28 protein-coding genes are annotated in these 24,902 nt (G+C 42.7%); 15 read left to right on the top strand and 13 right to left on the bottom strand.

Annotation, left to right across the window (positions count from 1 at the left end; translation table 11 throughout):
- Window positions 1–38: 38 nt before the first annotated feature.
- From VC82_RS00580 to VC82_RS00595, 4 genes are read left to right on the top strand one after another with little or no spacing between them, the layout of a single operon-like run.
- Window positions 39–731: an arylesterase gene (locus VC82_RS00580; RefSeq protein WP_045800671.1), complete on the top strand. Its 693-nt coding sequence runs from the start codon at window positions 39–41 to the stop codon at window positions 729–731.
- 28 nt (window positions 732–759) lie between these two features.
- A complete protein-coding gene (locus tag VC82_RS00585) occupies window positions 760–1,290 on the top strand; it encodes an RNA polymerase sigma factor (protein WP_045800672.1) in 531 nt (176 codons plus the stop codon).
- Window positions 1,291–2,085, top strand: coding sequence for an anti-sigma factor (locus VC82_RS00590; RefSeq protein WP_045800673.1), 795 nt, complete (start codon window positions 1,291–1,293; stop codon window positions 2,083–2,085).
- A 37-nt stretch (window positions 2,086–2,122) separates the two neighbouring features.
- Window positions 2,123–2,695, top strand: coding sequence for a cysteine hydrolase family protein (locus tag VC82_RS00595; protein WP_045800674.1), 573 nt, complete (start codon window positions 2,123–2,125; stop codon window positions 2,693–2,695).
- A gap of 79 nt (window positions 2,696–2,774) precedes the next feature.
- On the opposite strand, the gene VC82_RS00600 is transcribed toward VC82_RS00595, so the two are convergent.
- Window positions 2,775–3,488, bottom strand: a complete 714-nt coding sequence (locus VC82_RS00600; RefSeq protein WP_052698843.1) for a TIGR04283 family arsenosugar biosynthesis glycosyltransferase — start codon at window positions 3,486–3,488, stop codon at window positions 2,775–2,777.
- A 147-nt stretch (window positions 3,489–3,635) separates the two neighbouring features.
- Here VC82_RS00600 and VC82_RS00605 point away from each other — a divergent pair, with 147 nt between their 5' ends.
- Window positions 3,636–4,424, top strand: a complete 789-nt coding sequence (locus VC82_RS00605; RefSeq protein WP_084598253.1) for a DUF547 domain-containing protein — start codon at window positions 3,636–3,638, stop codon at window positions 4,422–4,424.
- Window positions 4,425–4,582: 158 nt separating this feature from the next.
- Here the strand turns inward: VC82_RS00605 and VC82_RS00610 are convergent, their stop codons facing one another.
- From VC82_RS00610 to VC82_RS15845, 3 genes are all read right to left on the bottom strand, one after another.
- Window positions 4,583–5,857, bottom strand: coding sequence for a tetratricopeptide repeat protein (locus tag VC82_RS00610; RefSeq protein ID WP_045800676.1), 1,275 nt, complete (start codon window positions 5,855–5,857; stop codon window positions 4,583–4,585).
- A 90-nt stretch (window positions 5,858–5,947) separates the two neighbouring features.
- Window positions 5,948–6,652 (bottom strand): DUF4331 family protein, encoded by a 705-nt coding sequence (locus VC82_RS15840; protein ID WP_045803131.1) that lies wholly within the window; start codon window positions 6,650–6,652, stop codon window positions 5,948–5,950.
- A 10-nt stretch (window positions 6,653–6,662) separates the two neighbouring features.
- Entirely contained in the window at window positions 6,663–7,355 is a 693-nt protein-coding gene (locus tag VC82_RS15845) for a DUF4331 family protein (RefSeq protein ID WP_045800677.1), read from the bottom strand.
- Window positions 7,356–7,504: 149 nt separating this feature from the next.
- Between VC82_RS15845 and VC82_RS00625 the strand changes: the two genes are divergently transcribed.
- A complete protein-coding gene (locus VC82_RS00625) occupies window positions 7,505–8,698 on the top strand; it encodes an LETM1-related biofilm-associated protein (protein WP_045803132.1) in 1,194 nt (397 codons plus the stop codon).
- A 75-nt stretch (window positions 8,699–8,773) separates the two neighbouring features.
- Here VC82_RS00625 and VC82_RS00630 read toward each other — a convergent pair whose 3' ends face one another.
- From VC82_RS00630 to VC82_RS00650, 5 genes are all read right to left on the bottom strand, one after another.
- Window positions 8,774–9,529 carry a LytR/AlgR family response regulator transcription factor gene (locus tag VC82_RS00630; RefSeq protein ID WP_045800678.1) on the bottom strand — a complete coding sequence of 252 codons (756 nt, stop codon included), beginning with the start codon at window positions 9,527–9,529 and terminating at the stop codon, window positions 8,774–8,776.
- Window positions 9,530–9,581: 52 nt separating this feature from the next.
- Window positions 9,582–9,914 (bottom strand): 2TM domain-containing protein, encoded by a 333-nt coding sequence (locus VC82_RS00635; RefSeq protein ID WP_045800679.1) that lies wholly within the window; start codon window positions 9,912–9,914, stop codon window positions 9,582–9,584.
- Between the two features lies 1 nt (window position 9,915).
- Window positions 9,916–10,227, bottom strand: a complete 312-nt coding sequence (locus tag VC82_RS00640; RefSeq protein ID WP_045800680.1) for a 2TM domain-containing protein — start codon at window positions 10,225–10,227, stop codon at window positions 9,916–9,918.
- Window positions 10,228–10,312: 85 nt separating this feature from the next.
- A complete protein-coding gene (locus tag VC82_RS00645; RefSeq protein ID WP_045800681.1) occupies window positions 10,313–10,615 on the bottom strand; it encodes a 2TM domain-containing protein in 303 nt (100 codons plus the stop codon).
- 181 nt (window positions 10,616–10,796) lie between these two features.
- Complete coding sequence (locus VC82_RS00650; protein ID WP_045800682.1) at window positions 10,797–11,072, bottom strand: 2TM domain-containing protein; 276 nt, start codon at window positions 11,070–11,072, stop codon at window positions 10,797–10,799.
- Window positions 11,073–11,694: 622 nt separating this feature from the next.
- On the opposite strand from VC82_RS00650, the gene VC82_RS00655 reads away from it, so the two are divergent.
- Window positions 11,695–12,489 (top strand): cation efflux transmembrane domain-containing protein, encoded by a 795-nt coding sequence (locus VC82_RS00655; protein WP_045800683.1) that lies wholly within the window; start codon window positions 11,695–11,697, stop codon window positions 12,487–12,489.
- A gap of 499 nt (window positions 12,490–12,988) precedes the next feature.
- On the opposite strand, the gene VC82_RS00660 is transcribed toward VC82_RS00655, so the two are convergent.
- A complete protein-coding gene (locus tag VC82_RS00660; protein ID WP_157517923.1) occupies window positions 12,989–13,213 on the bottom strand; it encodes a hypothetical protein in 225 nt (74 codons plus the stop codon).
- A 129-nt stretch (window positions 13,214–13,342) separates the two neighbouring features.
- Here VC82_RS00660 and VC82_RS00665 point away from each other — a divergent pair, with 129 nt between their 5' ends.
- Entirely contained in the window at window positions 13,343–14,008 is a 666-nt protein-coding gene (locus VC82_RS00665; protein ID WP_045800685.1) for a hypothetical protein, read from the top strand.
- Between the two features lie 2 nt (window positions 14,009–14,010).
- Here VC82_RS00665 and istB read toward each other — a convergent pair whose 3' ends face one another.
- Window positions 14,011–14,748, bottom strand: coding sequence for an IS21-like element helper ATPase IstB (gene istB, locus VC82_RS00670; protein WP_045800686.1), 738 nt, complete (start codon window positions 14,746–14,748; stop codon window positions 14,011–14,013).
- Between the two features lie 24 nt (window positions 14,749–14,772).
- A complete protein-coding gene (istA, locus tag VC82_RS00675; protein ID WP_045800687.1) occupies window positions 14,773–16,317 on the bottom strand; it encodes an IS21 family transposase in 1,545 nt (514 codons plus the stop codon).
- 479 nt (window positions 16,318–16,796) lie between these two features.
- Here istA and VC82_RS00680 point away from each other — a divergent pair, with 479 nt between their 5' ends.
- The 7 genes from VC82_RS00680 to VC82_RS00715 all read left to right on the top strand — a co-directional run bounded on the left by VC82_RS00680 (window position 16,797) and on the right by VC82_RS00715 (window position 23,547).
- Window positions 16,797–17,036: a helix-turn-helix domain-containing protein gene (locus VC82_RS00680; RefSeq protein ID WP_045800688.1), complete on the top strand. Its 240-nt coding sequence runs from the start codon at window positions 16,797–16,799 to the stop codon at window positions 17,034–17,036.
- Window positions 17,020–17,964, top strand: coding sequence for a hypothetical protein (locus VC82_RS00685; protein ID WP_052698844.1), 945 nt, complete (start codon window positions 17,020–17,022; stop codon window positions 17,962–17,964). Before VC82_RS00680 ends, VC82_RS00685 begins: the two co-directional genes overlap by 17 nt.
- Window positions 17,965–18,021: 57 nt before the next feature.
- A complete protein-coding gene (locus VC82_RS00690) occupies window positions 18,022–19,422 on the top strand; it encodes a DNA cytosine methyltransferase (protein ID WP_045800689.1) in 1,401 nt (466 codons plus the stop codon).
- Window positions 19,423–19,799: 377 nt separating this feature from the next.
- Window positions 19,800–20,893, top strand: a protein-coding gene (locus tag VC82_RS00700; protein WP_157517925.1) for an IS3 family transposase whose coding sequence is annotated in 2 segments (ribosomal slippage) — window positions 19,800–20,061 and window positions 20,061–20,893 — 1,095 coding nt in all. Because the reading frame shifts where the segments join, the coding sequence is not laid out codon by codon here.
- Between the two features lie 72 nt (window positions 20,894–20,965).
- Window positions 20,966–22,756, top strand: coding sequence for a DUF262 domain-containing protein (locus tag VC82_RS00705; protein WP_045800692.1), 1,791 nt, complete (start codon window positions 20,966–20,968; stop codon window positions 22,754–22,756).
- Window positions 22,757–22,821: 65 nt separating this feature from the next.
- A complete protein-coding gene (locus VC82_RS15165) occupies window positions 22,822–23,196 on the top strand; it encodes a hypothetical protein (RefSeq protein ID WP_052698845.1) in 375 nt (124 codons plus the stop codon).
- 3 nt (window positions 23,197–23,199) lie between these two features.
- Window positions 23,200–23,547 carry a hypothetical protein gene (locus tag VC82_RS00715; RefSeq protein WP_045800693.1) on the top strand — a complete coding sequence of 116 codons (348 nt, stop codon included), beginning with the start codon at window positions 23,200–23,202 and terminating at the stop codon, window positions 23,545–23,547.
- Window positions 23,548–23,791: 244 nt separating this feature from the next.
- Here the strand turns inward: VC82_RS00715 and VC82_RS00720 are convergent, their stop codons facing one another.
- On the bottom strand, window positions 23,792–24,847 hold the full coding sequence (locus VC82_RS00720; RefSeq protein WP_045800694.1) for an IS110 family RNA-guided transposase: 1,056 nt from the start codon (window positions 24,845–24,847) through the stop codon (window positions 23,792–23,794).
- Window positions 24,848–24,902: the final 55 nt, after the last annotated feature.

Genomic DNA, 24,902 nt, shown 5'->3' on the forward strand with positions numbered 1-24,902 from the left:
GTGGAAAAATAGGCAATTGATTTCGATTTTTTACGCCCATGAAGCTACATACACTCTTAAAGTTTCGTTATTTTTTACTGTTCATTTTGATGTTGTCTTGCAAGGATGCCCCCAAAAGGGAATCCGAGGCAATTTCCGAACAACAAACAGAGAATGCTACCGCATCCGAAGAAACATCTGAAAAGACCATTCTCTTTTTTGGCGACAGCCTTACAGCGGGTTATGGCCTCGATATGGAGGAAGCTTTTCCAGCACTGATACAGGACCGATTGGACTCATTGGAACTCGACTACACCGTGATCAACTCGGGCGTAAGTGGGGAGACCACTTCTGGTGGACTCAACCGTTTGGATTGGGTGCTCAACCAAGAGGTCGATGTTTTTGTACTCGAACTGGGGGCCAACGATGGCCTTAGGGGCGTTCCCCTCACCGAGACACGAAAGAACCTTCAACAGATCATCGACAAGGTCAGGGAGAAAAATCCCGATACCCGAATCATTCTGGCAGGTATGCAGATACCGCCCAACATGGGGCCTGAATACACGGCCGAGTTTCGCAAAATTTTCCCAGAACTGGCCGAAAAGAACGATATTCCATTAATTCCGTTTCTGTTGGAGGGGGTGGCCGGCATCCCCGAGTTGAACTTGGAAGATGGTATCCATCCCACGGCCGAGGGGCACAAGATTGTGCGAGATAATGTTTGGGAGGTTTTGGAACCCAATCTTCAATAAACCTATCATTTTTTATACATTTATGCCAATGGACCTTGATACCCTCATTGCGCGCTTTAAGAACAAAGACATGCTAGCCTTTGAGCGGTTGCACGATATGTATGCCGAGAACATTTGCGGGGTCATCAATACCATTGTTCGAAACCCTGAAAGGGCACAAGAAATCTGTCAAGATGTGTTTGTGAAAATTTGGTACAACGCTGACGACTATGATGCTTCTAAAGGCCGATTTTTCACATGGATCTTAAGCATTGCCCGTAATGCCGCCATCGATGAAGTGCGTTCAAAATCCCACAAAAACCAAAAAAAGAACCTGCAAATCGACTACTTCGTAGGTATTGTTGAGGGTAGCGAGAACATAGAAGGCAAGGTTGATGCCATCGGGCTGAAAAAATTGTTGAAAGGATTAAAAGAAAAATGCATTCAACTGATTGAACTGTTGTATTTTAAGGGCTTTACCCAAAAGGAAGCCGCTGAAGAATTGAACATCCCCATCGGGACTGTAAAAACACGGAACAGGAGCTGTATTTCACAAATTCGAAAAAGGTTAAAACTGTAGATGGATATTGAAAAGTACATAGCGTCAGGCGTGCTGGAACTTTATGTTGCCGGGGCACTTTCTGCGGAAGAAAACCGTGAGGTTCGCCGCTATGCACAAGAGCATCCTGAAATCAGGGCCGAGATTGAAGCCATTGAAAAAGCAGTACTGGCGGTTGCCAAAACGGCCTCTCCCGGTTTGTCACCTGATAGTTTTTCGAAGGTGAAAAATCGACTGACCAATGTAATGCCGCTACCTCCTGAAAAATCTGAAGAAAAAACACCTTGGTCAAGTTATTTAGGTTGGGCGGCTGCACTATTGTTTGCCGTAGGGCTACTTTGGGTATACCTTGAAAATAATGAACTGAAGTCAAAAATCGAGGTGGTCAACGAAGAAAAACAATCGCTTGAAGAGCAGATTTTGAAGGCCCGAAGCGAAATGACCTATACCGAACAATTGTTGAACGAACTGCGCGACCAAAATGTGGCCGTGGTGGCCTTGGGCGGACAAACGGTTTCACCCGAATCGTATGCCAAAGCCTATTGGAACAAAGAGGAACAGAAAGTCTATATCGATGCACAAGGGCTACCCGAGCCCCCTTCAGGGTATACATATCAAGTTTGGTCGTTGAAATTGAACCCGCTCACTCCCACCAGCATCGGACTATTGGATGATTTTGTTGATAACGACACCAAAATTTTTGAGCTGCCGAACCCTAACGAATCGGAAGCCTTTGGCATCACGCTTGAGCCGGAGGGCGGCAGCGATACTCCTACGTTAGAACAACTGTATACCCTAGGGGCTGTGGCTTCTTAGATGATGATGTGTCGAAAAAAATATCCATCCTAAAATCATGATTAAAAAACTGGTGAGGCTTTCAAAAAATACCGCCCTCTTGCTGATCGACATCCAAAAAGGATTGGACGAACACTCCTTTTACGGTGGCAACCCCAATAATCTGGAAGCGGAAGTGAATGCCGCCAAAATATTGGCGCATTGGCGTAAAAATGGACAGCCTGTTTTTCATGTACGGCATAGTTCACAAAATATCGCTTCGCCCTTACATGCCTCAAAACCTGGCTTTGACATCAAAGAAGGGGTAAAACCGCTTGACCATGAGCCCCTTTTTACTAAAAACGTCAACAGTGCCTTTATCGGCACCGATTTAGAGCAGGTTCTAAGGGATAAAAGCATCAAATCTTTAGTCGTGGTGGGCTTGACCACCAACCATTGTGTTTCGACCAGTGTTCGCATGGCCGCCAATCTAGGCTTTGAGACTGTATTGGTTTCCGATGCCTGCGCCGCATTTGACCAAAAAGGTGTCAATGGCCAAACCTTTGATGCAGAGCTCGTTCACCAAACTGCCCTTGCAAGTTTAAAGGATGAATTCGCACAGATCGTTTCCACGGCCCAGCTGCTAGAATAGCTTAATTGCTCCATTGGAATTTTCCGTTTTTACATAACGAAAGAAATCCTTTCGCGGCTTAGGGAATTAACCTGTGTACTTAGGCACGTTGCTTTCTGTAGGGGATGCGCAGCAAGCGGTCGTGCACGTTTTTCAGCTTGTGTGGAGGGTAGCCCATCTTAAACAGAACCACCAGCAACAGATTGGTGAGGTTGATGCGGAGATAAGAATTGTTCTCGTATTTTCTGGCCGAAACAATCAGGTCGTTCGCAACTATCTTGTAGCGCACTCTCTTTGCTTTCATCCTTCGGAAAAATTCAAAGTCTTCCATCAATACCTGTTCTTCATCAAAACCTCCCAATCCATTGAAAATCGATTTTTTTATGAACAGGCACTGGTCTCCCCCACCGGTAAAGATTCCGTCTTTTTTGGTAAATGAGGCATTTATGTTGAGAAAAAAGCTGTCTTTATCGAAACGGTACGAAAAAAAGCCTGCATCGTACCCAGAGGAAAGGGTCTTTAAAATATCATCAAAAAAGCCCTGGGGCGGCCACACATCGGCATGTAGAAAAGCTAATATAGCACCTTTCGCCGCAGCCGCACCCGCATTCATCTGTACAGCCCTGCCTTTCTTTGGTTCGGCAACCTGTTTGGCATTTGGAACACTGTTGACAATCGGCAGGTAATCAACTGCACAAACCCCCTTGCTCACAATTATTTCTACCTCATGGCCCACTGCCAAATTTGACAAATGCGGCAACAATTTCTCTAAATTGTTCTTTTCGTTGTAAACAGGTATAATAATGCTTATCAAAATAATATTATTGCTTTACCATCCATTTACGAAAATTTTTGGATAGGGGTTTGTAATTGGGGCCCATGAAAGTAATAAATTATACTTTCGACCAAACCTTTGACCCTTTAATGTCGTAAATAGATGTTGCAAACAAAATCAATTTTAATGAAAACAAGAGTAATCGCCCTATTGTTTATTGTGGGGCTCAGTTGCTGTAAGGTAAAGAAGGCCGATTTTCAACAGGCATCGGTCACCGCTACCGATTTCAACAGGCTTTCAGAAGAATTTTTACAGCATATCAAAGACGGAAAAGATACCGAGGCCTTTCAAGAACAGCTTGCCAATACCACGCTCGACGAATTGGCCAACACCTTACAGACAGATGAACAGCGCTATGCCTTCTGGATCAACATATATAACGCCTACATACAGGTCGTTTTATCAAAGAACCCAGAATACTACGATGACCGCCGGGCTTTTTTTGGTGACGAACAACTGCACATTGCAGGCGAAATGGTCTCTTTTGAGAAAATTGAGCATGGCATCCTCAGAAAATCACAATGGCCCTTGGGGCTGGGCTATGTGCGAAAATGGTTTCCGGGTCGGTTTGAGCGGAAGCTGCGCGTCAACGAGCGTGATTATCGCATTCATTTTGCCCTGAACTGTGGTGCCAAAGATTGTCCGCCTGTGGCAATATACACCCCCGAACGAATCAAAGAACAGCTTCAAAAGGGCACTGAAATCTATTTGAAGCGTACCTCAGACTACAACGAGAAAACCAAAACCGTGGCCGTTACATCGCTTTTCAATTGGTTCCGTGGTGATTTCGGTGGAAAAAGCGGTGTCAAAAAAATCTTGAAGAACCACAAAATCATTCCTACCACCAAAGGGGTCGACCTCCAATACAAAAATTACGACTGGACATTGGACTTGGACAATTTTATAAGTCTATAATAAAATAAGCCCCAACTTACGGTTACTACCGAAATCGGGGCCCTACCTAAAAAACAACCAACTAAAAACAATTTTAGATTAGTGTGGGCACTACCCTATTAGCAATCAAATCGTCGGGGTTTAGTGACTTCAATAACACGTTGGCCATTAGGTTACAGTTACAAACGGTCAATCTCAATTTCAGACAAAGGGCCCAATTCATATATGGCGCCAACCAGTTCTTGTTTTAAGGCTTTTGCCTTTTGATGTTCACTATTGACCTTGTACACCTTGGCTGCGTTCAATAAGATTTGTGGCTCAAACGTTTTTCCGAGAATGTGTTCATCCACCACTTGAAGTGCTTTGCGAATCTTTCCGTTTAAAACATAGGCATACGCCAAGTAGCCATATGACTCGGGGGTCGGCCTATTTTCAACCTCCTTGCGCGCCATGTCCAAAGCCTTTTCCGGTGCTTGAAGGTGTTCTGAGTAAAAAATAACATTTGTGCCATTGTACATGTCTCCGTACCCAGGTTGTTGTACCAAACTATAATATATATCAAGGTTTTGGGCTTTGAGCTCATCGTCTCCCATAAAATCGGCTATCTCTGCCTTCAGTAAAAAATGGTCGGGCGATTTATGGTGGTGAGTTACGGAATCAAGAATGCGCAGCGCCTCTTTCGGGTTTCGCTCATGTGAAAAAACGATCCAAGCGATTCCCTTTTTGGCATAGGCATTTTGGGCATCCAATTGAAGGGCTTTGATGTAATGGTGATAAGCACCTTCTATTCTACCCGCATGGCCATAGTAATCGGCCAGATTGGTGTACGACCAGAGCATCAAACGTTTGTTCTTTGCCGACTCGGCTTTGGCCAGTGCTTTTTCCATAAAGCGGATAGTGGTATCCAGGTCGCCCTTATAATCGCTCCATTTCGCGGCACGTATAAGAAATCCGAAATCTGACATGTCCCTTATACTGTCCAGGTACTTTTCAGCCGATTTATAGTTGCCCAGTTCCATATGCACATCGAACAACAAACTATGTGTTTCTTTTAGGCCTCCACCCGATTGGAGGGCATTTTCGGCCATCTGAAATGCTTCCTTAAAGCGGTGCTGCGCAATATAATTTCGGGCCAAGGCCCTATAATATCCTGATTTGTTGATGTTGGCAATCTCAGTGGCCTTGGTTAGAGCCTGTTCTGCCTTTTTCAGGTATTGAATGTCTCCCGTGTCTTGGAAATATCGATTGTATTCACTGGCCACATGTCCAAAACTCAATAATTGTAAACTGTCGGGCGCGATTTTTGAATTCCAGAGCTCAAAATACTTTGAAGTGGTTTTAGGGGGTTGCACACTCAAAAATCGATTATAATCCTCTGAATCGGTCACTTTCGATGTTTCCTCTTGGCATAATACCAGTAGAAACACGGTTAGAAAAAATAATAGATATCTCATTATGATGTTTTTGTAATTACCTTGTTTTTTGGTTAAGGAAAGGAGACGTACCGCCCCCTTTCCTTTTTCCCTTTCATAGCAATAAAATCCCTATTCGGGGTCGCCCACATAAGGGAATGTCATCAAAATATCCGCCGTGAGGCCCACACCATCTGAAGTCAATCTGGGCAAATCGGCCATACCGTCATTGTCAAGGTCTTGGCCACTGAAACGGTCGCCTTCCATTCCACCAAAAAGCAAGATCAGTGAAATATCGATGATGTCGTCGCTCAATTTTCGCCCTGTCAGCGCCACTTCATCACCATCGGGCACAAGTATGCGCCCATCATTGTCGGCATCGGTACCGGGATCAAAATAGGTGGTGGGCAGGTCAGGGGCAACCTCCAAAACATCGGCAGATAGCACAGTGGTCAAGGTGGTGGCATCCAGTCCCAAAATGTTGTTCTCATAATCTACATCGGCAGGGTCCAGCCCCAATTTCATGGCGTAGACATCATGGTATTGTTCCAATCTGGCCTCAAAATCTGCCTGGAAGGTGGCTGTCATTTCCGATGGTATTGCCATGTTGTGGGCATCTTTGATGCTTCCATCTGCACTTAAGACCGTATTGATTCCCGGACGCCCCATAAAATCAACTTGTGCAAAAGTGCCACTGAAATCGGGATCCATTCCCATCATGTCATCATCCATCATCATATCATCGTCCATCATGGCTTCATCATCATTGCTGCAGGCCGTTGCAAAACCCACCAACACAAAGACAAGCAGTACATATTTTATTGTATATCGTATCATTTCCATCTTTTTATTGTTTTCTATTTGTTGTTACCCAAGTATTGTAGACGGTCAACCCCAGGGCATTGGTAGCCGTGGGGGTGCCCAAAAGGCTGTTCGGCACCTCAACCACAATCGATATGGTATTGGCACCGTCAAACGTATCTTGGGCCTCATCCGGTGGCAGAAAACCCTGTGGTGCCGAATTTACATCGGGGTCAATGACCGCATTGAACTGAAAAAAGTCAAAGAAGAAGGGGTCTTGGCGAGGGCCCGCAAAAAGTGAGACCCCATTATCGGTGTTCTCAACGATGGCGGTGGTGCCCGATATCTCTACGTCGCCCAAAGGGAAATCCATCAATACCTGACCGTTGAGACCTGTCTGCGAAGGAGCTGCGGGCCCAAAGAAGTACATTCTGCCATCGCGTGGGATAGCCTGTATGACAAGGTCTTCGACCAAATCATCATCAAGGTCAATATTGATTTCGGTCAATACATCTTCATCAAAGGTACCGTATGCCAGATCAGGCAATACATCTGATTGCAGATCAACGACAAAAACGGTATTGTCAGATCCCGCTAACGGCTCAAAAGCAAAGAAATCGGCAATATCGGCCGTAGTGCCCATAGAAGAGGGCGCATCGATATGGTCCGCTGCCATAAACAGGGTGCCCACAAATACCAATGTCCCAAGACGGACCATGGATTTAGTTAATTTGTTCATTTCATCAATTTAATAGGTTAATACACCTTACCTACGGAAGTTTGGCAAAAGGGGTTTGGTTTTGCCCATATTTTTTTGGGGAAGACAGCAGAAACTTGGACGTTGTCCACGCATAATTTCGTTTCTTTGAAATGCAAAACCACTTCGCCATGAATCCATCGGCATCTGGCTGGATCAATAAACTGGGCCATTTTCTTCAAAAAAATACGGATGGCTTCCACGATTTTGACCAGTTGTACCATAACCTGAAAGAAAACGGTTTTGTCTATGGGGTCCATCTGTACATTCCACCCTTTATCAATAGCGAGCACCGGCTCACAGACGATGAAGTCGCCAAGATAAACCTGCTGACAGCCCTTTTTTACGTGTTCCACTTTTCAAGGGGCAGCACCGACCCAAAAGCCTTCGTGCAGGTGGTGTTGGACTATTACCGCCACCTAGAAATTGGCGAAATCTCCTTTTTCGAAAAAATAATTGCGGGGTCTGACAACGAATCAAAGCTCGAACGTTTAATAGACTCGCGGATCAAATTGGGCGAAAACCTTATCGACCGAACTTTTGGCAACAGCATCACCAACTCATTGCTGTTCATTGATGTGCTGACATTCAAGAGATTCTTGGAGGGCGAAAAACGCATACTAGGGCACGCCAGAATATTAGAATATTCGGCCATAAACATTGCGCTGCACACCAAAAAGACCAAAGAAAGTGATGACCATGACGCCAAAATGGTGCAGTTGCTGGCCGCATCGTTAACCTATGTGGACATTGAGCCCGATAAATACGACAAATCGTACCATAAGATCATTGGCAACCAACTTACTGCCGAAGAAAAACAGTATCTGTTGGACCTGACCTGTATGGCAGTCTGGAAAGACCATGCCATTGAGCGGCACGAACTGACTTTTGTAAAAAATATCGGGGCCGATTTGGGCAAAACCCCAGAAGAAGTTGAAGCATCGTTCTGTCAGGCAAAAGAATTCTTCGTAAAAAATTACAAGCGCATTTCGTTTTTGCACGACAAAAGTTTGGCGGAACAGTACTATGACAACATGGCCAAAACGATTGGCAAGTTAATTGTACGCAATAGCAAAAGGCTCAAAAAAGAACTCCTGAAAAGTAAAGAATTGATCGCACTGATCTCTAAATCGACGGTCAAGGAACTGACGATTGAGGAGAAAAAAAAGATGCGGAACCAACTCATCGATATTTTTAAAAGCATTCCTTCATTGGCCATTTTCATGCTGCCCGGCGGCGCCATCTTGCTGCCCATTTTCGTCAAGCTGATTCCTACCTTGTTGCCATCGGCCTTTGATGACAACCGTATGGAAAAAAAGCAGTGATTTTAACAAAAAAACCGCTATAAGAAAAATTTATAGTGACTATTAAAATGCTTTTTATCAGTAATTTAAATTCAATTATTCCAACCAAAGCTTAAAATCTTTCACCCGCTCCCTGCTCACGATGATTTCTTGCTCGTTAAAGGTATTCATTTTTATTTGAAGGCGCGAATTGGTGTACGAAATGATGTCTTTGATATGCGCTACGTTCACGAAAAATTTTCGGCTCACACGAAAGAAATTTTCGGGCGAAAGTTCAGGTTCGAGATTTTCGAGGGTGGTGTCGAGCAAATAGTTTCTACCATCGGTGGTCGCCGCATAGGTACCCTTGTTCTCACTGTAAAAACATTCGACCTCATCGGCATTGATAATTTTTAGGTGCTGCCCTACTTTGGTGGTGAAGCGTTTTTTGTATTCACGCTCCAAGGGGTTGGTCAATAATTTTTTGATGTCCTCAAAATCGACCGCCAATTTTTCTTGGCCGGGTTTAAAGGCTTCGTATTTTTTCACCGCTTTCTCAAGCTCTTCGTCATCGATGGGTTTCAACAGATAATCGATGCTGTTCAATTTAAAGGCCTGCAGTGCATATTCATCGTAGGCGGTGGTGAAGATGATGGCGCTCTTGACATCGATCACATCAAAGATTTCGAAAGAAAGCCCGTCTGACAGCTGTATATCGAGAAAAATCAGGTCTGGGTGTGTGTTGGCCTGGAACCACTCGATGGACTCTTCCACCGAATGCAACAAGGTGGACACATTTACCCCCATTCCATTTAAAAGGCGTTGTAAGCGCCGTGCTGCGGGTTTCTCGTCTTCGATGATGATGGCATTCATAAAATTCGGATTCTGCGGTTAAAATACGTGAAATGATAATGTTTGTTGCGCGCTAGCGGTATTTTTTGTTTTCTTGCTCCTCTTTCTCCATGTACTTCTGTATCTGGCGGGCTTCCCATTTTTTGTAGAACGAAAATTTGTTGCGGTAGGTGATCAAGGCATGGGCCACCAAAATCAACCCCCAAATGAGCAGGTTGGTATGCACCCATGCGAAGTACTCGGGCCTGATCGGAAAATCATCTGCCAAAAACTGGTGCAAAAACCCACTGCGCACCACGTAGAGAAACCCATTGAACACCACAAATATTTTGATATGGTTGTAGAAACCTTTGAGTTCCTTTACCCGCTTGGTGGCCCGTTCATATTTCTCGACTGAATTTTCCATCTTATAAATTCATGTATTTATCGGCCTCTTCCCTATCCTTGTCCATGTACTTCTTGATCTGGCGCTCTTCCCAATCCTTCCCAAAAAGAGGGTTGAACCGAAAGGTGATCGCCGCATGAATGGCCAGGCCAAGCCCCCAAAATAGGGCGGTAAAAAAGTGCCCCCACTGCCAAAAATTATCGGTGCCCAGGGCTATGTTCACCAAAATAAAGGCATTGATGATAAGGTATACGCCCAAGTGAATGTAGAAGGCCTTGAGCTCGTCTACCCGCTTTTTGGCCCTGCCGTATTTGTCGTTGCTATATCGTGTCATGATTTATGCCCAGAACGTCTAGGTATTTTTATATTGTTCACCCTGAATTTATTTCAGGGTCTGTTGTGATATATTTTCAAAGTTTCTAACGCCACTTGGTGCCGTTGTTTTCATTCTCCATGATTTCCTTGATCTTGCGCTCTTCCCAGTCTTTACCGAAAAAAGGGTTCCACTTGAAGGTGTTCATCGCATGAAAAAAGAGCCCGATGCCCCAGCCAAAAGCCGCCCACAGAAACCACATATACCGCCATTCGTTGGTCCAGTAGTTGATACCGGCCAGTGCCGAGATGATCAATACGTACGAGGTCAGGTTGCCATAGAATTTTTTGAGCTCTTCTACCCGTTCTTTGGCCTTGATGTATTTTATTTCGTTTTTGTTGAATTCCATTGTATTTGATTTTATGCCCTCCCGATCGATAGCTATCGGGATGACTGGGCATCTGTTGGTTAAAAAGGTATTTAAAGTTACAAATTGTTGACCTCCCCCCCATTCTCAAAGAGAAATAACTTGGCCAAATGGCAGTTTCTTCCCTCTGGAATAGTCGCGATAGCCATCGGGAGGCAGGGGTCTATTCATCGCGCTCCATGAATTCTTTGATCTTGCGCTCTTCCCAGTCCTTGCCCAAAAAGGGCATATAGCCAAAGGCACGCAGGCCATGGGCCGTAAGCCCAAGTCCCCACCCCAGTGCCGGGAAGAGCACCCACGGAAAACTGGTGGTTGCATAGTTAAAATACGCCAATACAGAGATTACGATGACGTACACCATTAAATGGGTATAGAACCCCTTGATGCACTCGACCTGTTCTTTGGCCTTTTTGTATTTGTATTCGTTGATTGTTTCCATAACTATTGTTTTATTGATTTTTAAATTCTGAGATCAACCATTGGTTATCATTCTTCCCGTATTGTTCATTCTTGATTGTACACCCCAAATATCAGCAGCAAAGGGCGCATTTAAAAAAAGGGCTGACCGAACTGTTGGTTTTTTGGGATGGAATGTGGATTTAACCGATTTTGGCGCCAAATAACATATGGGCATTTTGTATATATTTTAGATGAATATATATTTTTTATATACAAAATGCCCAATATCCATATTATTTGGAAGTTCTTATTTGTAGGGTGTTCCGCACATTTTTTTTACATTTATCGGTATTAAACAAAACTGCACCTATTTAGGTGATGTGGCACAATACCTTCGGTCGCTCAGGCCGTTTGCCTACGGCAAAACTCCCTCCTGAGCTATTGTGCCACATCGGCCAGGCAGTACGACTGCATATTCGCTATATTTAACATTGAAACCATAATCGGGCCATTCGCTCCTCACTGAAGGCACTGTGCACATCAAGGGGCTATAGCGAATATGCGTCTAATGGCGACCCCTAGCTAATGCAAGCTACGCTTGCAACGCTACTCGCCATAGCCGCCTGGCCGTTGTGGTTAATGCGAAAAACCAACGAAATTGAATGAACAAAACGATATTTGAGATTACCAAAATGGATTGTCCTTCCGAGGAAAACCTAATCCGAATGAAATTGGATGGAATTTCAAATATTGCGAATTTGGACTTTGACATTCCAAACCGAAAACTGACCGTTTTTCACAACGGACAAGTCGACCAAATCGAAAAATCCGTTCTCGAACTGAATTTGGGCGGAAAGAAAATCTCGACCGAACAAACCGACCAGACGGAATTTAAAGAAAATGCAAACCAAAAAAAGCTACTTTGGTCTGTACTTGCCATAAATTTTGCCTTCTTTATAATCGAGATGACAACAGGACTGATTTCAAAATCAATGGGATTGGTTGCCGACAGTTTGGATATGCTTGCGGACAGTTTCGTTTACGGAATTAGTTTGTTTGCGGTTGGCGGAACGTTGATTAGAAAAAAACGAATTGCTAAAATTGCGGGATATTTTCAAATAACACTTGCGATTATTGGGTTTGTGGAAATTTTGAGAAGATTTTTTGGAGCCGAGAAAATTCCAGACTTTTCGACAATGATTATCGTTTCGATTTTTGCACTTATTGCAAACGGAATTTGTCTTTACATCTTGCAAAAGTCAAAAAGCAAAAACGAGGTTCATATGAAAGCGAGTATGATTTTTACTTCGAACGATGTGATTATCAACTTAGGAGTGATAATCGCAGGAATTTTGGTAAATTGGTTGAGTTCAAGTAAACCTGATTTGATTATCGGAACAATTGTTTTTGCGTTGGTAATACAAGGTGCATTTAGGATTTTGAAATTAAGCAAATGAAAAAAGCACTAACCACAACAACGTGTATAGCTCATTGCTGTTCAGTTGCTTAAACCGAAGTTAAGGCATATTTGGAAAGTCGCCAAATTTTTAAATTTGACGATTTGCAAGAGAAAAGATAAATAGTAAAATTTAAAAATTTGGCTTGTGGCTCAACCGAAAAATAATCGATAATCTGCACGCAACGAGCCATACACAACACCGATGTGGCACAATACCTTCGGTCGCTCAGGCCGTTTGCCTACGGCAAAACTCCCTCCTGAGCTATTGTGCCACATCGGCCAGGCAGTACGACTGCATATTCGCTATATTTAACATTGAAACCATAATCGGGCCATTCGCTCCTCACTGAAGGCACTGTGCACATCAAGGGGCTATAGCGAATATGCGTCTAATGGCGACCCCTAGCTAATGCAAGCTACGCTTGCAACGCTACTCGCCATAGCCGCCTGGCCGTTGTAATGCATTTTAAAAAATATGGAATCCGACCCGAACACTTTCAAAATGGATGAGTTTTCGTGGTATCAAGATGCTCTAAAATGGACTGAATCGCATCAGAAAGGTTCTTGACCTTTTCTGTGTAAAATTTATAGTCGTCATTGTTCGATATGGTCAAAAACCCAGCGTCACTATGGAACGAAAAGGCAATGAACGGAAATATGGAATGGAGCTGTCCGATTTTTTTTATCGCATCAATGTACAATTCTTCACATTCCGACTTCATTTCTTCCAGTCTTTCTTCAGAAACTGGACTGTCACTGTAAAACATAATAAAAACGCATTACAACATTGGCTATAATTTATAGCTTCCTGTCTGGTTAAACTTAAATTCATTATTTTCAATCGGCTGGATTTGCACGGTTGGAAAACTGCGTTTTCTGCACCGCAACAAATCATAGCCTTGCCCGTTAGCGCCAATATGAAAAAACTACTACTGATAATATCACTTTTTTACTATTTGACCTCTTTTTCCCAAGAAAATAGAGTTCCTTCTATAGTTGTTTTAAGTCCTCAAGAAACTATTACAGACAAAGGACTTGACTCAATCGCCCAAATGTATAAGCGTGAACAGAAATTGACAGAGGAACATAAGCAAAGAGTAAGAGAAAGCAATGGAGAAAATTTCGAACTGAAATCAGAAAAGGAAATCTTATTTATGGAAAAAATGGATTTAGGTTCTCAAATAACATTCGGACTGAATTTCTATTTCAGCTACAAACTGTTTGAGTATCATGAAAACCATATGGTTTATCCAGCTCATGAGGCGAATAATTCAACAAAATCCGAATTGAAAAAGATTGCGGAAAAACATGATATGAATTGGGTTGTGAATATTCCAAAAGTTGAGTTTTCAAAGAATGATAATGGAATCAGTGGAGAAATTAGATACCAACTGTATAATCTGAAATTTGACGAAATAGTCCTTGATGTGGATAAGCCGGGTAAAGTGACCCACCTTCGCCGGATGAAAGTGACCAGTGTAAACGAACTGCTCAGATTTGATCTATCCGTGGGTTAAACTTAGTTTTTATTTTTCAATTTTCTTCTCATTGATTCTCCTTTTATATCTATTCTGTGTGCCGTGTGCACCAAACGGTCCAGGATGGCATCGGCCAGTGTTTTTTCACCTATAATGTCGTGCCATACTTCGACAGGTAGCTGTGATGCTATTATGGTGGATCTTTTGCCGTGCCTGTCCTCGATGATCTCCATCAGGGAGTGGCGGTTTATGTTGTCCAGGGGCTTCAGCCCAAAATCATCCAATATGAGCAAGTCCTGTCTTTCCAATCGGTTTATCTGTTTCAGGTAGGAACCGTCGGCCTTGGAGGTCTTTAGCAGGGTGAATAGTTTGGCGGTGTTGAAGTACATTGTTCTATACCCCATCGAGCAGGCCTGGTGGCCAATGGCGGAGGCCAGATAACTTTTGCCCACGCCCGTACTGCCCGTGACAAGTATGTTCTCCCTTTTTCGGATAAAGCCGCAGGAGCCGAGCCGCTGTACAAGATTTTTGTCCAGTTGGCGCGATGGACGGTAGTCCAAGGCCTCCATAACGGCCGTGTACCTGAACCTTGCGGACTTGGTCAATCGCTCTATCCTGCGGTTGCGGCGGTCGTCCCATTCGCTCTGGATGAGATAGGCGATGAGCTCGTCATTGGTGTAGGTGGTATCGGCACCTCCGGTTTCCATTGTTGTGGCGAAGGCCCTGTGCATTCCAAAGAACCTCATTTGTTTCATCAGTTCCATTGTTTTTTCGTTCATATGTTCTGTTTTTAAGTGTTGTTTTTATTCATAGTATTTTCCGCCCCTTATGTTCTTGTGCTCGGGCATTTCCAGATCCCCGTCGATACCTTCATCAATTTGGTCCCATCCCTTCTTTAAGATGCGCTCGACCATATTGTAATTGTACGCTCCATATTCCGAGGCACGTTTGCAGGCGTTCTCAAGACGTTCCCTTCCATACTTTTTGGCAAGGTGCAATATGCCAAGACAGGATTTATAGGATTGTTCCGGGTGCTGTTTCTTTTCCAATATGGCGATGATGTACCCTTTGCAGTGTTCGCCGATATTGCCTGCCCAACCAATGAACCTCTCACTGCTCCATTCGCTCACAAAGCGGTGGTGCGATGGCATATGGTCGGCCAGGGTGGTATAGCCATATTTCTTTTTGTTCCTTTTATGTACCGCGAACCTTTCGTGTTTATGGTAAATCTCGACGATGCTGTCGGTATAGACCAGCTTGACCTGTTTGCCGATATGGCGATAGGGAACACTGTAATAGTGCTTGTCCTTCCCAAAATAGATATGGCTGTTCTTGTGCACGGTACCTCGGGCATACCTTTTTATCTCATAGCGTTTTTCGGGCAAGGGCATCAGTTCTTGCCTCTCTATCTCAAGGAACAATGAACAACGGGAGTATTCCCTCCCCCTAAATGACATTCCATTGTGCTTCTCTAACAGCTCCCATATCGCTTTGTTGATATCTGTGATGTTATGGAAGGTCCGGTTCCGTAAAGGGGCGAACACCCTAGTGTAGATTATCTTCACGGCGTTCTCCACTATGGCCTTGTCCCTTGGCCTGTAGGTACGTGTGGGCAGTACGGCTGTTTCGTAATGTTCGGCAAAGTCCGCGAATACCTTGTTCAAACTAGGTTCGTAACGACTGCTCTTTGTCACGGCCGATTTGAGGTTATCGGGCACCAAGGCCTTTGGCACGCCGCCATAGAACCATAGGGCGTTCTCGGTACAACGTATAAAATCTTCCAGTTTTTGGCTTGCGCAGGCCTCCACATAGGTATACTGGCTGCTGCCCAGTATGCACACGAACACTTCCAGTTCCTGAAGTTCGCCGGTGTCCCTGTCGACGATATGGAGTTTCTTTCCCGTGAAGTCGATAAAGAGCTTGTCGCCGGCCTTATGCTCCATGTGCATCACGGGCGAGGTCTCCTTGCGCCATTCGGCGTACCAATACTTGAACTGTGAGAGCCTGAACCCATCGGGGTGCTTCGCATAATATTCCTCCCACAGCAATCGTCGCGTAACGCCCGTCTTGCGGAGTTCCTTGTCAAAGTGGGGAAAGTACTGCCTTAGGGTCAGCAGGCGTTGGCTCTTCGGCCTTTGCCCGTCCTTAAAAAGATTGTGGAGTTCCTCCAGGGTCATCTTCTCCACTTCGTACCCCGTGAAACGGTACCGCTTGAAGAATTCGATGTACTTTCTAATGGTAACGCGGGATATGCCCAATTGCTGGCTTATCCGTCGCTTGCTTACACCAGAGGTGTAGAGCTTATAAATCAGTTTTATTTTTCGCATATCTATCTGCTTGTTCGCCATGGTGCTTTTTTAGCAAAAAAAGCACTTCGCCATTTAGAGATAGATCTAATCTAAAGGTGGTACACTTTGGCCCGGCGCGGGGGGGTCAGTTTCGTCCGGCCAGCTATGGTCACTTTAACCCGGCGAGGGTGGTATACTATGTCCGGCGTTTCCACCTACGGCACACTCCCGCCCTTTTGCAAGGCTGCCCCATCGAAAGGGCTACGCCAAATTGCAAAAACCGTAGGATGAGGGACCTAGCCGCCAAAATCGCCGCAACGGCAGAAAAAAACGCTGACACATCACCGGCCAAACGCAATTTGGCACGGCCACAATTGTCTTTTCGCTTTTTACGTACCTTCGGTACGACAAACAAAAATCCAGGGCCGCACTGCGCGTAGCCCTTTCGTTACATGCAAGCTAAACAAACCAAAATGCTAATTATAGTCTGTGGTGTGAACTGAATACTAAAGTTAGCTTTGTGCAGACTTTAGTTAGCAATGGAATCTAAACACGAAATACTAAATTTATTCGGAGAAAACGTTAGAAAATTCAGACGCTTACTCAATCTTTCACAAGAAGAATTAGCACATAAAGCTGATTTGCACAGAACCTATATTGGTATGATTGAACGAGCGGAAAAAAATATAACTCTCGTTAACATTGAGAAAATTGCTAATGCTTTAGAAGTCGAAATAAAAGACTTATTAAAACATAGCGATAATGGAAATAACGATTGAAGAATTTTCTGAACTACTTGATAACAAGTACATAATTGTAGAAGCATTTAGAGAACATTCTAAAGCCTCTGAAAAATACATTGACGTAACTTTCGTCCAAAAAGACGGTTATACTTGGAAAGGTTCAATTCCTTATTTCTACAGACGAACAGGACTTTTTATTGAAACGGCAAATGATTTAGTTGATTATCTCAACGAGATTTATCCTCATTTTACCAAGAATGAAATTGAAAAATTTCAAGCTACAGAAAAAAAGCGGTGGAATGATGAAATGTCAGGTAAAAAGACGACAAAAGGATTCTTTGACAAACTACTTGACCTTGATTGGAATAGTGTGAAATATGACTTACCAAATAATCCAAATTGGGCAAGAAGAATACAAGACATAAAAGAGTTTGGATACACTTTAGCGACTGATACAAGAAGAACGGTTAAGGGTAAATACGAAACAGATACTCATATTCTACTTGTTCCATTACCAAAAGGAGGAGTAACAGGATATGAAGTAATGTCGCCTGCATTTAAAGCTAAAGCTATTGCAGTCATGGAATCAATAAATGTCTATGAATTCAGTAAAGCGAACAAACACGGATTATTACCTGACCATAAGTTTCCTGAAATAAGATGGGACGAAGAAACCAGGGCTGAAAACCCTGATGAAATGCCTGAAAAGGAAATAAAGGAAAAATTTCAACTTGTAGATAACCAAAGAAATCAACAAAAGCGTGAAGTGTGTAGAAAATGTTTCCAAACAGGGAAAAGAGGCACTCTTTATGGGATTAATTTCTTTTATCAAGGCAATGAAAATTGGCCTGATGATATTCCAAAAGTTGGAAAAGATGCAGAAAAAGGCTGTGTTGGTTGTGGTTGGTACGACATCCAAAAATGGCGAGAAAGTTTAAATCAGTTTATAGAAGAAAATAAATAGTTTGCATACTAAAGTTATCATTATTTTGTAGCTTTGTAATCAGATAGAATAATAAATATGGGTAAAAAATTAACATTTGGTAGCGTTTGTTCAGGTATTGAGGCATCTCAATTGGCTTTTAGTCCTTTCGGATTTAAGCAATTATGGAGTTCAGAAATTGCTGAATTCCCCTCAAAAGTCCTCGAACATCATTTTCCTGACATACCAAATGTTGGTGATATGATTAATATACCTAAATTAATCCTCAATAAAGAAATAGAAGCACCTGACTTGTTTTGTGGTGGAACACCCTGCCAAGCATTCTCTTTGGCAGGTTGGAAAAACGGTCTTGCAGATGAAAGAGGTCAATTAACCATGACATTTATCGAAATAGCGAACGCAATTGACAAAGTCAGATTAGAAAATGACAAAGAAAAAAGCATTATACTATGGGAAAATGTAGAAGGAGTTTTAAATGATAAAACAAATGCTTTTGGAAATTTTATTGCAGGTTTAGCGGGTTACGAAGAAGAAATCAAAGTTTCAAAATGGTCAAAAGCAGGATATTTAGAAGGCAAAGAAAGAAATGTTGCTTGGCGTGTTATTGATGCTAAATATTATGGTCTACCACATCAAAGAAAAAGATTATATGTTCTTGCAGGTGGTAAGGATTTCAAACCAGACCAAGTACTATTTGAGTTCGACAATAAAGACATAGTAAAAGAACTAAAGCTAAAAGCTAAAAGTATAACTCAAACGACACCAACACTATTTGCCCAAGAAGTGGAAGAGGAAACAACAGAAAAAGTCTTTAGCAAACAGGGTGTAAAATTTGAAGTTTTTCGAGAATATACAGATTGTTTGTATGCAGCTTATGGAACAAAATGGAATGGTAACGCAGCTGCGTACAATGGCTCATTATACGTTTCAGAAAATGACCGAATTAGACGATTTACACCATTGGAGTGTGAGCGTTTAATGGGTTTTCCTGACAATTACACCAAAGTAAACGGTAATAGTCATACGAACAGATTTCAAGCTATTGGAAATTCATGGGCTGTTCCTGTTGTCAAATGGATTGGTTATCAGATTAGCGAATATTTGTACAATAAGTCAACCCAAAAATTTATTGAATGGCAAAAGTCTATCCAAACCAAAAAGAATAAACAGAATGCACCATTGTATTTATTAAATGGAGTCAATCAAATCAGCCAAACTGTATTTTTAAATTCTTCCAATGTTCCAAACAAACCGGAATATGGAGATTTAAAAGACATTGTGGAACCTAACCATGCATTGGAAAAGTTTTATTTAAGTGCCAAAGCATGTGCAGGAATTTTAAGAAGAAAAAGAGAACGGAATATGAAAATGAATTCGGAATTGGAATTACTAATGGAAAAGATTAGTAGGGGAAAAACCGAAACGACAGAAAATGAAAAAAGCCAGCATGTAACATTGTGTATAAGTAATAGCGGTTAAAGTGCTAAAACTAAAGATAAAATATAAAACAAAGGTCAGTGCAAAACTGAAAAGTTAGTGCCTAGAAATCCGCTACTACTCATACACTAGACCGATGTGGCACAATACCTTCGGTCGCTCAGGCCGTTTGCCTACGGCAAAACTCCCTCCTGAGCTATTGTGCCACATCGGCCAGGCAGTACGACTGCATATTCGCTATATTTAACATTGAAACCATAATCGGGCCATTCGCTCCTCACTGAAGGCACTGTGCACATCAAGGGGCTATAGCGAATATGCGTCTAATGGCGACCCCTAGCTAATGCAAGTGAAGGCTTCCCTGTTTTTGAAGGCTTCCCTGTTTTTCGTACAGTTTAAAAATCAATTATTTTTAGCTTATGAAGAAAAGCAGATTCACGGAAGCACAGATTGTGTCCATGCTCCACCAGTACGATTCGGGAATGAAGGTCACCGACATCTGTCGTGACAAGGGTATCACCACGGCCACCTTTTACAGTTGGAAGCGCAAGTACGGTGGTATGGACGCCCAACAGCTCAAGGAGCTCAAGTCTTTGCAGGAAGAAAACAGGAGACTCAAGGCGATGTACGCAGACCTGAGCCTTGACCATAGGATTTTAAAGGACATCATCGAAAAAAAGCTTTGAGGCCTTGCGGGCGCAGGGAACTGGCGGAAGGCATCGTAAAGGAAGAGGGGCTGAGCATTTCACGTGCTTGTACGATAGTATGCCTTTGCCGTTCGATGTGGTACTATCGGAGCCGTCGTGACGATACGCAGGTCATCGACAAGTTGACGGAACTTGCAGAGGCCAAGCCGAACCGGGGCTTCGACTGGCTCTATAACCGCATGCGCAAGCAAGGCCATAAATGGAACCGTAAACGTGTACTGAGGGTCTACCGGTTCTTGGGCATGCAACTAAGGAGAAAGACCAAGAAGCGATTGCCCAAGCGGATAAAGGAGCCGCTGGAGGTACCCGATGCCCCAAGGGAGGTATGGAGCGCGGACTTCATGTCCGACAGCCTGATAACGGGAAGGAACTTCAGGGTGTTCAACCTGATGGACGATTTCAACCGTGAGGCACTTTGTATGAAAGGAAACTTCTCCATGCCCGGAATAAGGGTGGTGGAGTACCTAAGGGAGGCCATAGAGATCCATGGCAAGCCCTTGGCCATAAGAGTGGACAACGGCCCCGAATTCCTATCCAGAGTCTTTGTCAACTATTGCGAAGTGGAGGATATCGAGATAAAATACATACAACCGGGCAAGCCGAGCCAGAACGGTTTTATCGAAAGGTTCAACCGGACATATCGCGAAGATGTACTCGATGCCCATTTGTTCAGGGACATCGAGGAAGTAAATATGGAAACGGAACGCTTCAGGGAGGAATACAATCGGTTCCATCCCCATAAGTCTCTGGGAAGAAGCAGCCCGAAAGAATTTTTAGAGGTTTTTCAAAGGGGCATGCCCCTTTGAAAAAACATTTTGTTTAATTTAACCGCTGTACGAAAAAGGGTAAGTCTTCAGCATTACAAAAAACGAAATTGAATGAATTTTACAGATAGAATAAAACCAACAGATAAAGGAATAACCACTTACCTTGACGATTTAAAGAATCAGAATTATCAAATTCCAACATTTCAACGTGATGTGGTTTGGGAAAAGGAAAATGTAAAAAAGTTGTGGGACAGTATATATAAATTCTACCCACTTGGAAGTATTTTGGTTTGGAAAACAGACTTAAAACTTCAAAATCACCGCCAAATTGGTGGACACAAAATTATAGACGATAACTTCAGTCGGACTGAATATCAATATCTTTTAGATGGACAACAAAGAACAACTTCGCTTCTGACGTCATTGTATGGTGGTAAAATCGAAGGAAAAGACGGATTTAACCCGTCTTTATATATTGACTTGACAATTTCAAGTGATGATGAAGTTGATGATGAAAGTTACAAAAACAGATTTCTATATTGGGATGAAATTGATGACCGTGATGGTACATTTAAAAGAAACATTGGACGAAACAAGAAATTTAATGATGGTCTAATCGTAAAGCTTCTTGACATTAAACAAGATTTTGAAACAATCCAACAAAAAATTGTAAATCACCCGGAAGTCAATCAGCAATACAACCACCCTTTTTGGGCTGAACTAAGACGAGTTCAGCAAGTGTTAAACAACTATCGCCTTTCATTTATCGAACTAAAAGGGATTCAAGTAGCAGAAGTTTGCCAAATATTTGAAAGAATCAATCAAGCAGGAAAGCCTCTCGACATTTTTGATATTGTAGTCGCAAAAACATTTAGACCGATAAGTGTAAATGACAATGGATTTTATCTGCGAGACCTGATTGATGAATTTAAAGAAACCAACAATAGTAATTTTCTTAAAATTAGTGACTTTGATTATCTGCAAATAATCGCAATTCTTATTCGAGAGAACATTGAAGATTCGGGTATCAGAAATATTACACCTAGATACTTGAATGACATTAAAACAGAACAAATTGAGACAGTTTGGAACGATGCAAAAAAGGCAATACTAAAAACGTTTGACTTTTTTGAGAACACCTTAAATATTAAGGGGCCTCAATTGATTCCGTATAGATACTTCTATTTAACCATAGCGAATTATTTCTACCAAAATCAAAATCCCGATTATTCATTTCTCAAGAAATACTTTTGGTTCAATAGTATGCACCGAAACGACCTCTTGAGCAACACGACTGATATAAACAATCATATACATTTTTTAAATAAGCAAAAGAACAACGAAGATTTCCAGTTTGAAAGATTCTTAATAGACCGAAATGATTTGAGAAATGCTTCTTACAGCTCTAAAGGTGTTTATTCAAGGGCAATCTTATCATTATATGCAAGCAAACAGCCAAAAGATTGGAAATATACAGATAGAAATGTAATCGTTGATAATTTCTTCTTTTCGACTGATAAACCAAACCTTCACCACATATTTCCAACCAATTACATTGCGAACAATCCAGGTAAGAATGAATTGAATAACAACAGCCTTATGAATATTGCTTATTTAACTCAACTCACTAATTTAGAAATAAGTGATAAGAACCCGTTAGAATATATTAGGGACTATGACAGCAATCCTGAGTTTGAAAATGTTATCAAATCTCATATGCTTCCCCTTAACCTGATTGAGTGGTCAAGAATGGAAGAAATGCCAGAAAATGCACTTGACCAATTCATTGAAAAAAGAGTTGATTTTATAGTTGAAGAGTTAAAGTCTATTCTTGAAGGAGTGAATTTTGAAGTGATAGATACGAAAGAAAAGAAACTCGAAGAAGTTGAAAACGCAAGCTAACAAAAGATATGAAGTAATAGGCTCGTGCCTCGCCTACTACTCATATCCAAACCGTTGGGCACAATATGAAAAATTCTATTCTCATACTATTGCTGATATCTTTCAGTTGCTCTGGACAAGAGAAAAACTGTTCGGAATACAAAACTGGAAAGTTTAACTACGTTTTGGAAAATAGACCTGAATTAATCATTCGAACTGATTCTACCCAAATTGAATTGAACCCGATAACGAAAGTTGAAGTGTACTCAAAAGTCAAATGGAAATCTGAATGTGAATACGAAATGATTTATGAAAAAGTCTTGAACTATCCAGAAGACGTTAGTCACATGATTGGTCAAAAAATTAATGTGAAGATAATTGAGACAAGTTCTGACGGTTACAAAGTTCATGCAACCAGTCCAAGAATTGACAACATTTTGGAATTTGTAAAAGCAGAATAAAAAATGAGTGTACTGGCAAAAATAATTCTCTCAATTCCATCATTAATCGGAATTATTTATATGTTGTCTTTTTGGAGTATAGATTTTTTCAAATGGATTTCAAATAAGATTGTGAGTTATGAATATCAAACACCAATAATAAACGGACTTGTCCTTTTGCAAATCGGATATTTAATTTACCGTCTTTGGACTTATAAAAATTTACCCAAATCCAAAAAAACAAATTGGACAGTTTTACTCGTGATTTTCAATGTAGTTTCAAGTCTAATTTTCATATGGAAAAAGGACAGGGAGTTCGGAATTGAAAATAAAAATACTGTGCCCAACACAGTGTCCTATGAAAAGCCTTAGTCCAGTCTCCCAAAGATAATCAATATGTATTTTTTGTCTTAAACCACTTTTTTCTTTTAGTATAACTTGCTCGGCATCCTATATGTGATACACCCTATTGTTCGGGGTTCACGGGCATCTGTGTGATTCTAAGTCATTGAGCCCGGCCACTTGCTATAAATATGTGGTCCCCGCCCGGGGCGGGGCCACCCACGTTGTTCTGTGGTACGGGCCTGTCAATTTTCATGAGCTTTGTTATCGTTTATCATTCAACTACCCCGACCTCGTACGGGGTCTCCGTTTTTATCACCGCCAAGGTCCTTGAAAGCAGTTTGCGGGCCACTTTTATGATGATCTTCTTGGTGTCCTTGCCCATATGCTTTCGGTAATACCCTTGCATAACGGGGTCGGCACGTATCGCCTGCCAGGCCGCCTCCACGAAATAGCTCCGTATCAGACGGTGCGCCCGCATGGCCATGCCCATCGTTCTATGGGTGCCCCCGCTCTGGTGGACCCCCGGGGCCAGCCCCACGTAGCCCGCCAAATGCTTCACGCTCTTGAAACGCCGCAGGTCGCCCAGTTCGCACAGTATGCCACAGGCCACGATGCCACCGATGCCCGGTATGCTCCTGAGCAGCATATAGTCCTTCCCGTAATGCACCTTGCAGTACCTCCTTAGCTGTGTCGAGACGTCACGGAGCTCTTGGTCGATGAACCGGAAAGAGCGCATGCGGCTCTCAAGGGTTTTCTTGGCCGTCGGATACTCAAATTCCAGGGCATCCAGCCACCCACGAAAAGCATGGCTCCAGTGGTCGTTGTCGAACTCCTCGGGGACCTTGGTGCCAAAATACAACAACTGCATCTTGATATAGCTCTTTATCCTCCTGAAATCCTTGACCAGGTCGTTCCTGCGCCTGAAAAGACTGCGAAGCTCCTCGCGCTTTTTATCCGGGACCACGATACTCTCCAAACGGCCATCTTTGAGTTCCCTACTGATGAGCTGCGCATCGATCTTATCGGTCTTGGTATGCCTCTCCTTGCCCTTACGATGGATATCGGCAGGGTTCACCACCAAGGACTTCCACCCATAGGACTCAAAACAACGATGGGCGCGATAGCCGCAACAACCCGCCTCATAGGCCACACTTACCTCATGGTCCGGGAAATGCTTTCCTACGTAGGCACGTAATTGCCCGGGCTCTGGGGCCATGCTGAATGACCTGCCCGAAAACAGTTCCGTGGCGCAGTGTACCTTCCAGCTCCGTTTGTGTATGTCGATGCCAATGAATAACTTGGGGACGGCAGTAATTTGAGTTTCCATATCTTAAGTTTTTTTGTTCAACCTTTAAGGTACTCGACTTACTGCTTTTTCATGG

The organism is Flagellimonas lutaonensis, from assembly GCF_000963865.1.
GTDB lineage: Bacteria > Bacteroidota > Bacteroidia > Flavobacteriales > Flavobacteriaceae > Flagellimonas_A > Flagellimonas_A lutaonensis.

What these genes read in the sequence shown, in the direction of transcription:
- VC82_RS00580 (WP_045800671.1), top strand. Translation starts at nt 39, where the DNA reads ATGAAGCTACATACACTCTTAAAGTTTCGTTATTTTTTACTGTTCATT.
- VC82_RS00585 (WP_045800672.1), top strand. Translation starts at nt 760, where the DNA reads ATGGACCTTGATACCCTCATTGCGCGCTTTAAGAACAAAGACATGCTA.
- VC82_RS00590 (WP_045800673.1), top strand. Translation starts at nt 1,291, where the DNA reads ATGGATATTGAAAAGTACATAGCGTCAGGCGTGCTGGAACTTTATGTT.
- VC82_RS00595 (WP_045800674.1), top strand. Translation starts at nt 2,123, where the DNA reads ATGATTAAAAAACTGGTGAGGCTTTCAAAAAATACCGCCCTCTTGCTG.
- VC82_RS00605 (WP_084598253.1), top strand. Translation starts at nt 3,636, where the DNA reads ATGAAAACAAGAGTAATCGCCCTATTGTTTATTGTGGGGCTCAGTTGC.
- VC82_RS00610 (WP_045800676.1), bottom strand. Translation starts at nt 5,857, where the DNA reads ATGAGATATCTATTATTTTTTCTAACCGTGTTTCTACTGGTATTATGC.
- VC82_RS15840 (WP_045803131.1), bottom strand. Translation starts at nt 6,652, where the DNA reads ATGATACGATATACAATAAAATATGTACTGCTTGTCTTTGTGTTGGTG.
- VC82_RS15845 (WP_045800677.1), bottom strand. Translation starts at nt 7,355, where the DNA reads ATGAACAAATTAACTAAATCCATGGTCCGTCTTGGGACATTGGTATTT.
- VC82_RS00625 (WP_045803132.1), top strand. Translation starts at nt 7,505, where the DNA reads ATGAATCCATCGGCATCTGGCTGGATCAATAAACTGGGCCATTTTCTT.
- VC82_RS00630 (WP_045800678.1), bottom strand. Translation starts at nt 9,529, where the DNA reads ATGAATGCCATCATCATCGAAGACGAGAAACCCGCAGCACGGCGCTTA.
- VC82_RS00635 (WP_045800679.1), bottom strand. Translation starts at nt 9,914, where the DNA reads ATGGAAAATTCAGTCGAGAAATATGAACGGGCCACCAAGCGGGTAAAG.
- VC82_RS00640 (WP_045800680.1), bottom strand. Translation starts at nt 10,227, where the DNA reads ATGACACGATATAGCAACGACAAATACGGCAGGGCCAAAAAGCGGGTA.
- VC82_RS00645 (WP_045800681.1), bottom strand. Translation starts at nt 10,615, where the DNA reads ATGGAATTCAACAAAAACGAAATAAAATACATCAAGGCCAAAGAACGG.
- VC82_RS00650 (WP_045800682.1), bottom strand. Translation starts at nt 11,072, where the DNA reads ATGGAAACAATCAACGAATACAAATACAAAAAGGCCAAAGAACAGGTC.
- VC82_RS00655 (WP_045800683.1), top strand. Translation starts at nt 11,695, where the DNA reads ATGAACAAAACGATATTTGAGATTACCAAAATGGATTGTCCTTCCGAG.
- VC82_RS00660 (WP_157517923.1), bottom strand. Translation starts at nt 13,213, where the DNA reads ATGAAGTCGGAATGTGAAGAATTGTACATTGATGCGATAAAAAAAATC.
- istB (WP_045800686.1), bottom strand. Translation starts at nt 14,748, where the DNA reads ATGAACGAAAAAACAATGGAACTGATGAAACAAATGAGGTTCTTTGGA.
- istA (WP_045800687.1), bottom strand. Translation starts at nt 16,317, where the DNA reads ATGGCGAACAAGCAGATAGATATGCGAAAAATAAAACTGATTTATAAG.
- VC82_RS00680 (WP_045800688.1), top strand. Translation starts at nt 16,797, where the DNA reads ATGGAATCTAAACACGAAATACTAAATTTATTCGGAGAAAACGTTAGA.
- VC82_RS00685 (WP_052698844.1), top strand. Translation starts at nt 17,020, where the DNA reads ATGGAAATAACGATTGAAGAATTTTCTGAACTACTTGATAACAAGTAC.
- VC82_RS00690 (WP_045800689.1), top strand. Translation starts at nt 18,022, where the DNA reads ATGGGTAAAAAATTAACATTTGGTAGCGTTTGTTCAGGTATTGAGGCA.
- VC82_RS00705 (WP_045800692.1), top strand. Translation starts at nt 20,966, where the DNA reads ATGAATTTTACAGATAGAATAAAACCAACAGATAAAGGAATAACCACT.
- VC82_RS15165 (WP_052698845.1), top strand. Translation starts at nt 22,822, where the DNA reads ATGAAAAATTCTATTCTCATACTATTGCTGATATCTTTCAGTTGCTCT.
- VC82_RS00715 (WP_045800693.1), top strand. Translation starts at nt 23,200, where the DNA reads ATGAGTGTACTGGCAAAAATAATTCTCTCAATTCCATCATTAATCGGA.
- VC82_RS00720 (WP_045800694.1), bottom strand. Translation starts at nt 24,847, where the DNA reads ATGGAAACTCAAATTACTGCCGTCCCCAAGTTATTCATTGGCATCGAC.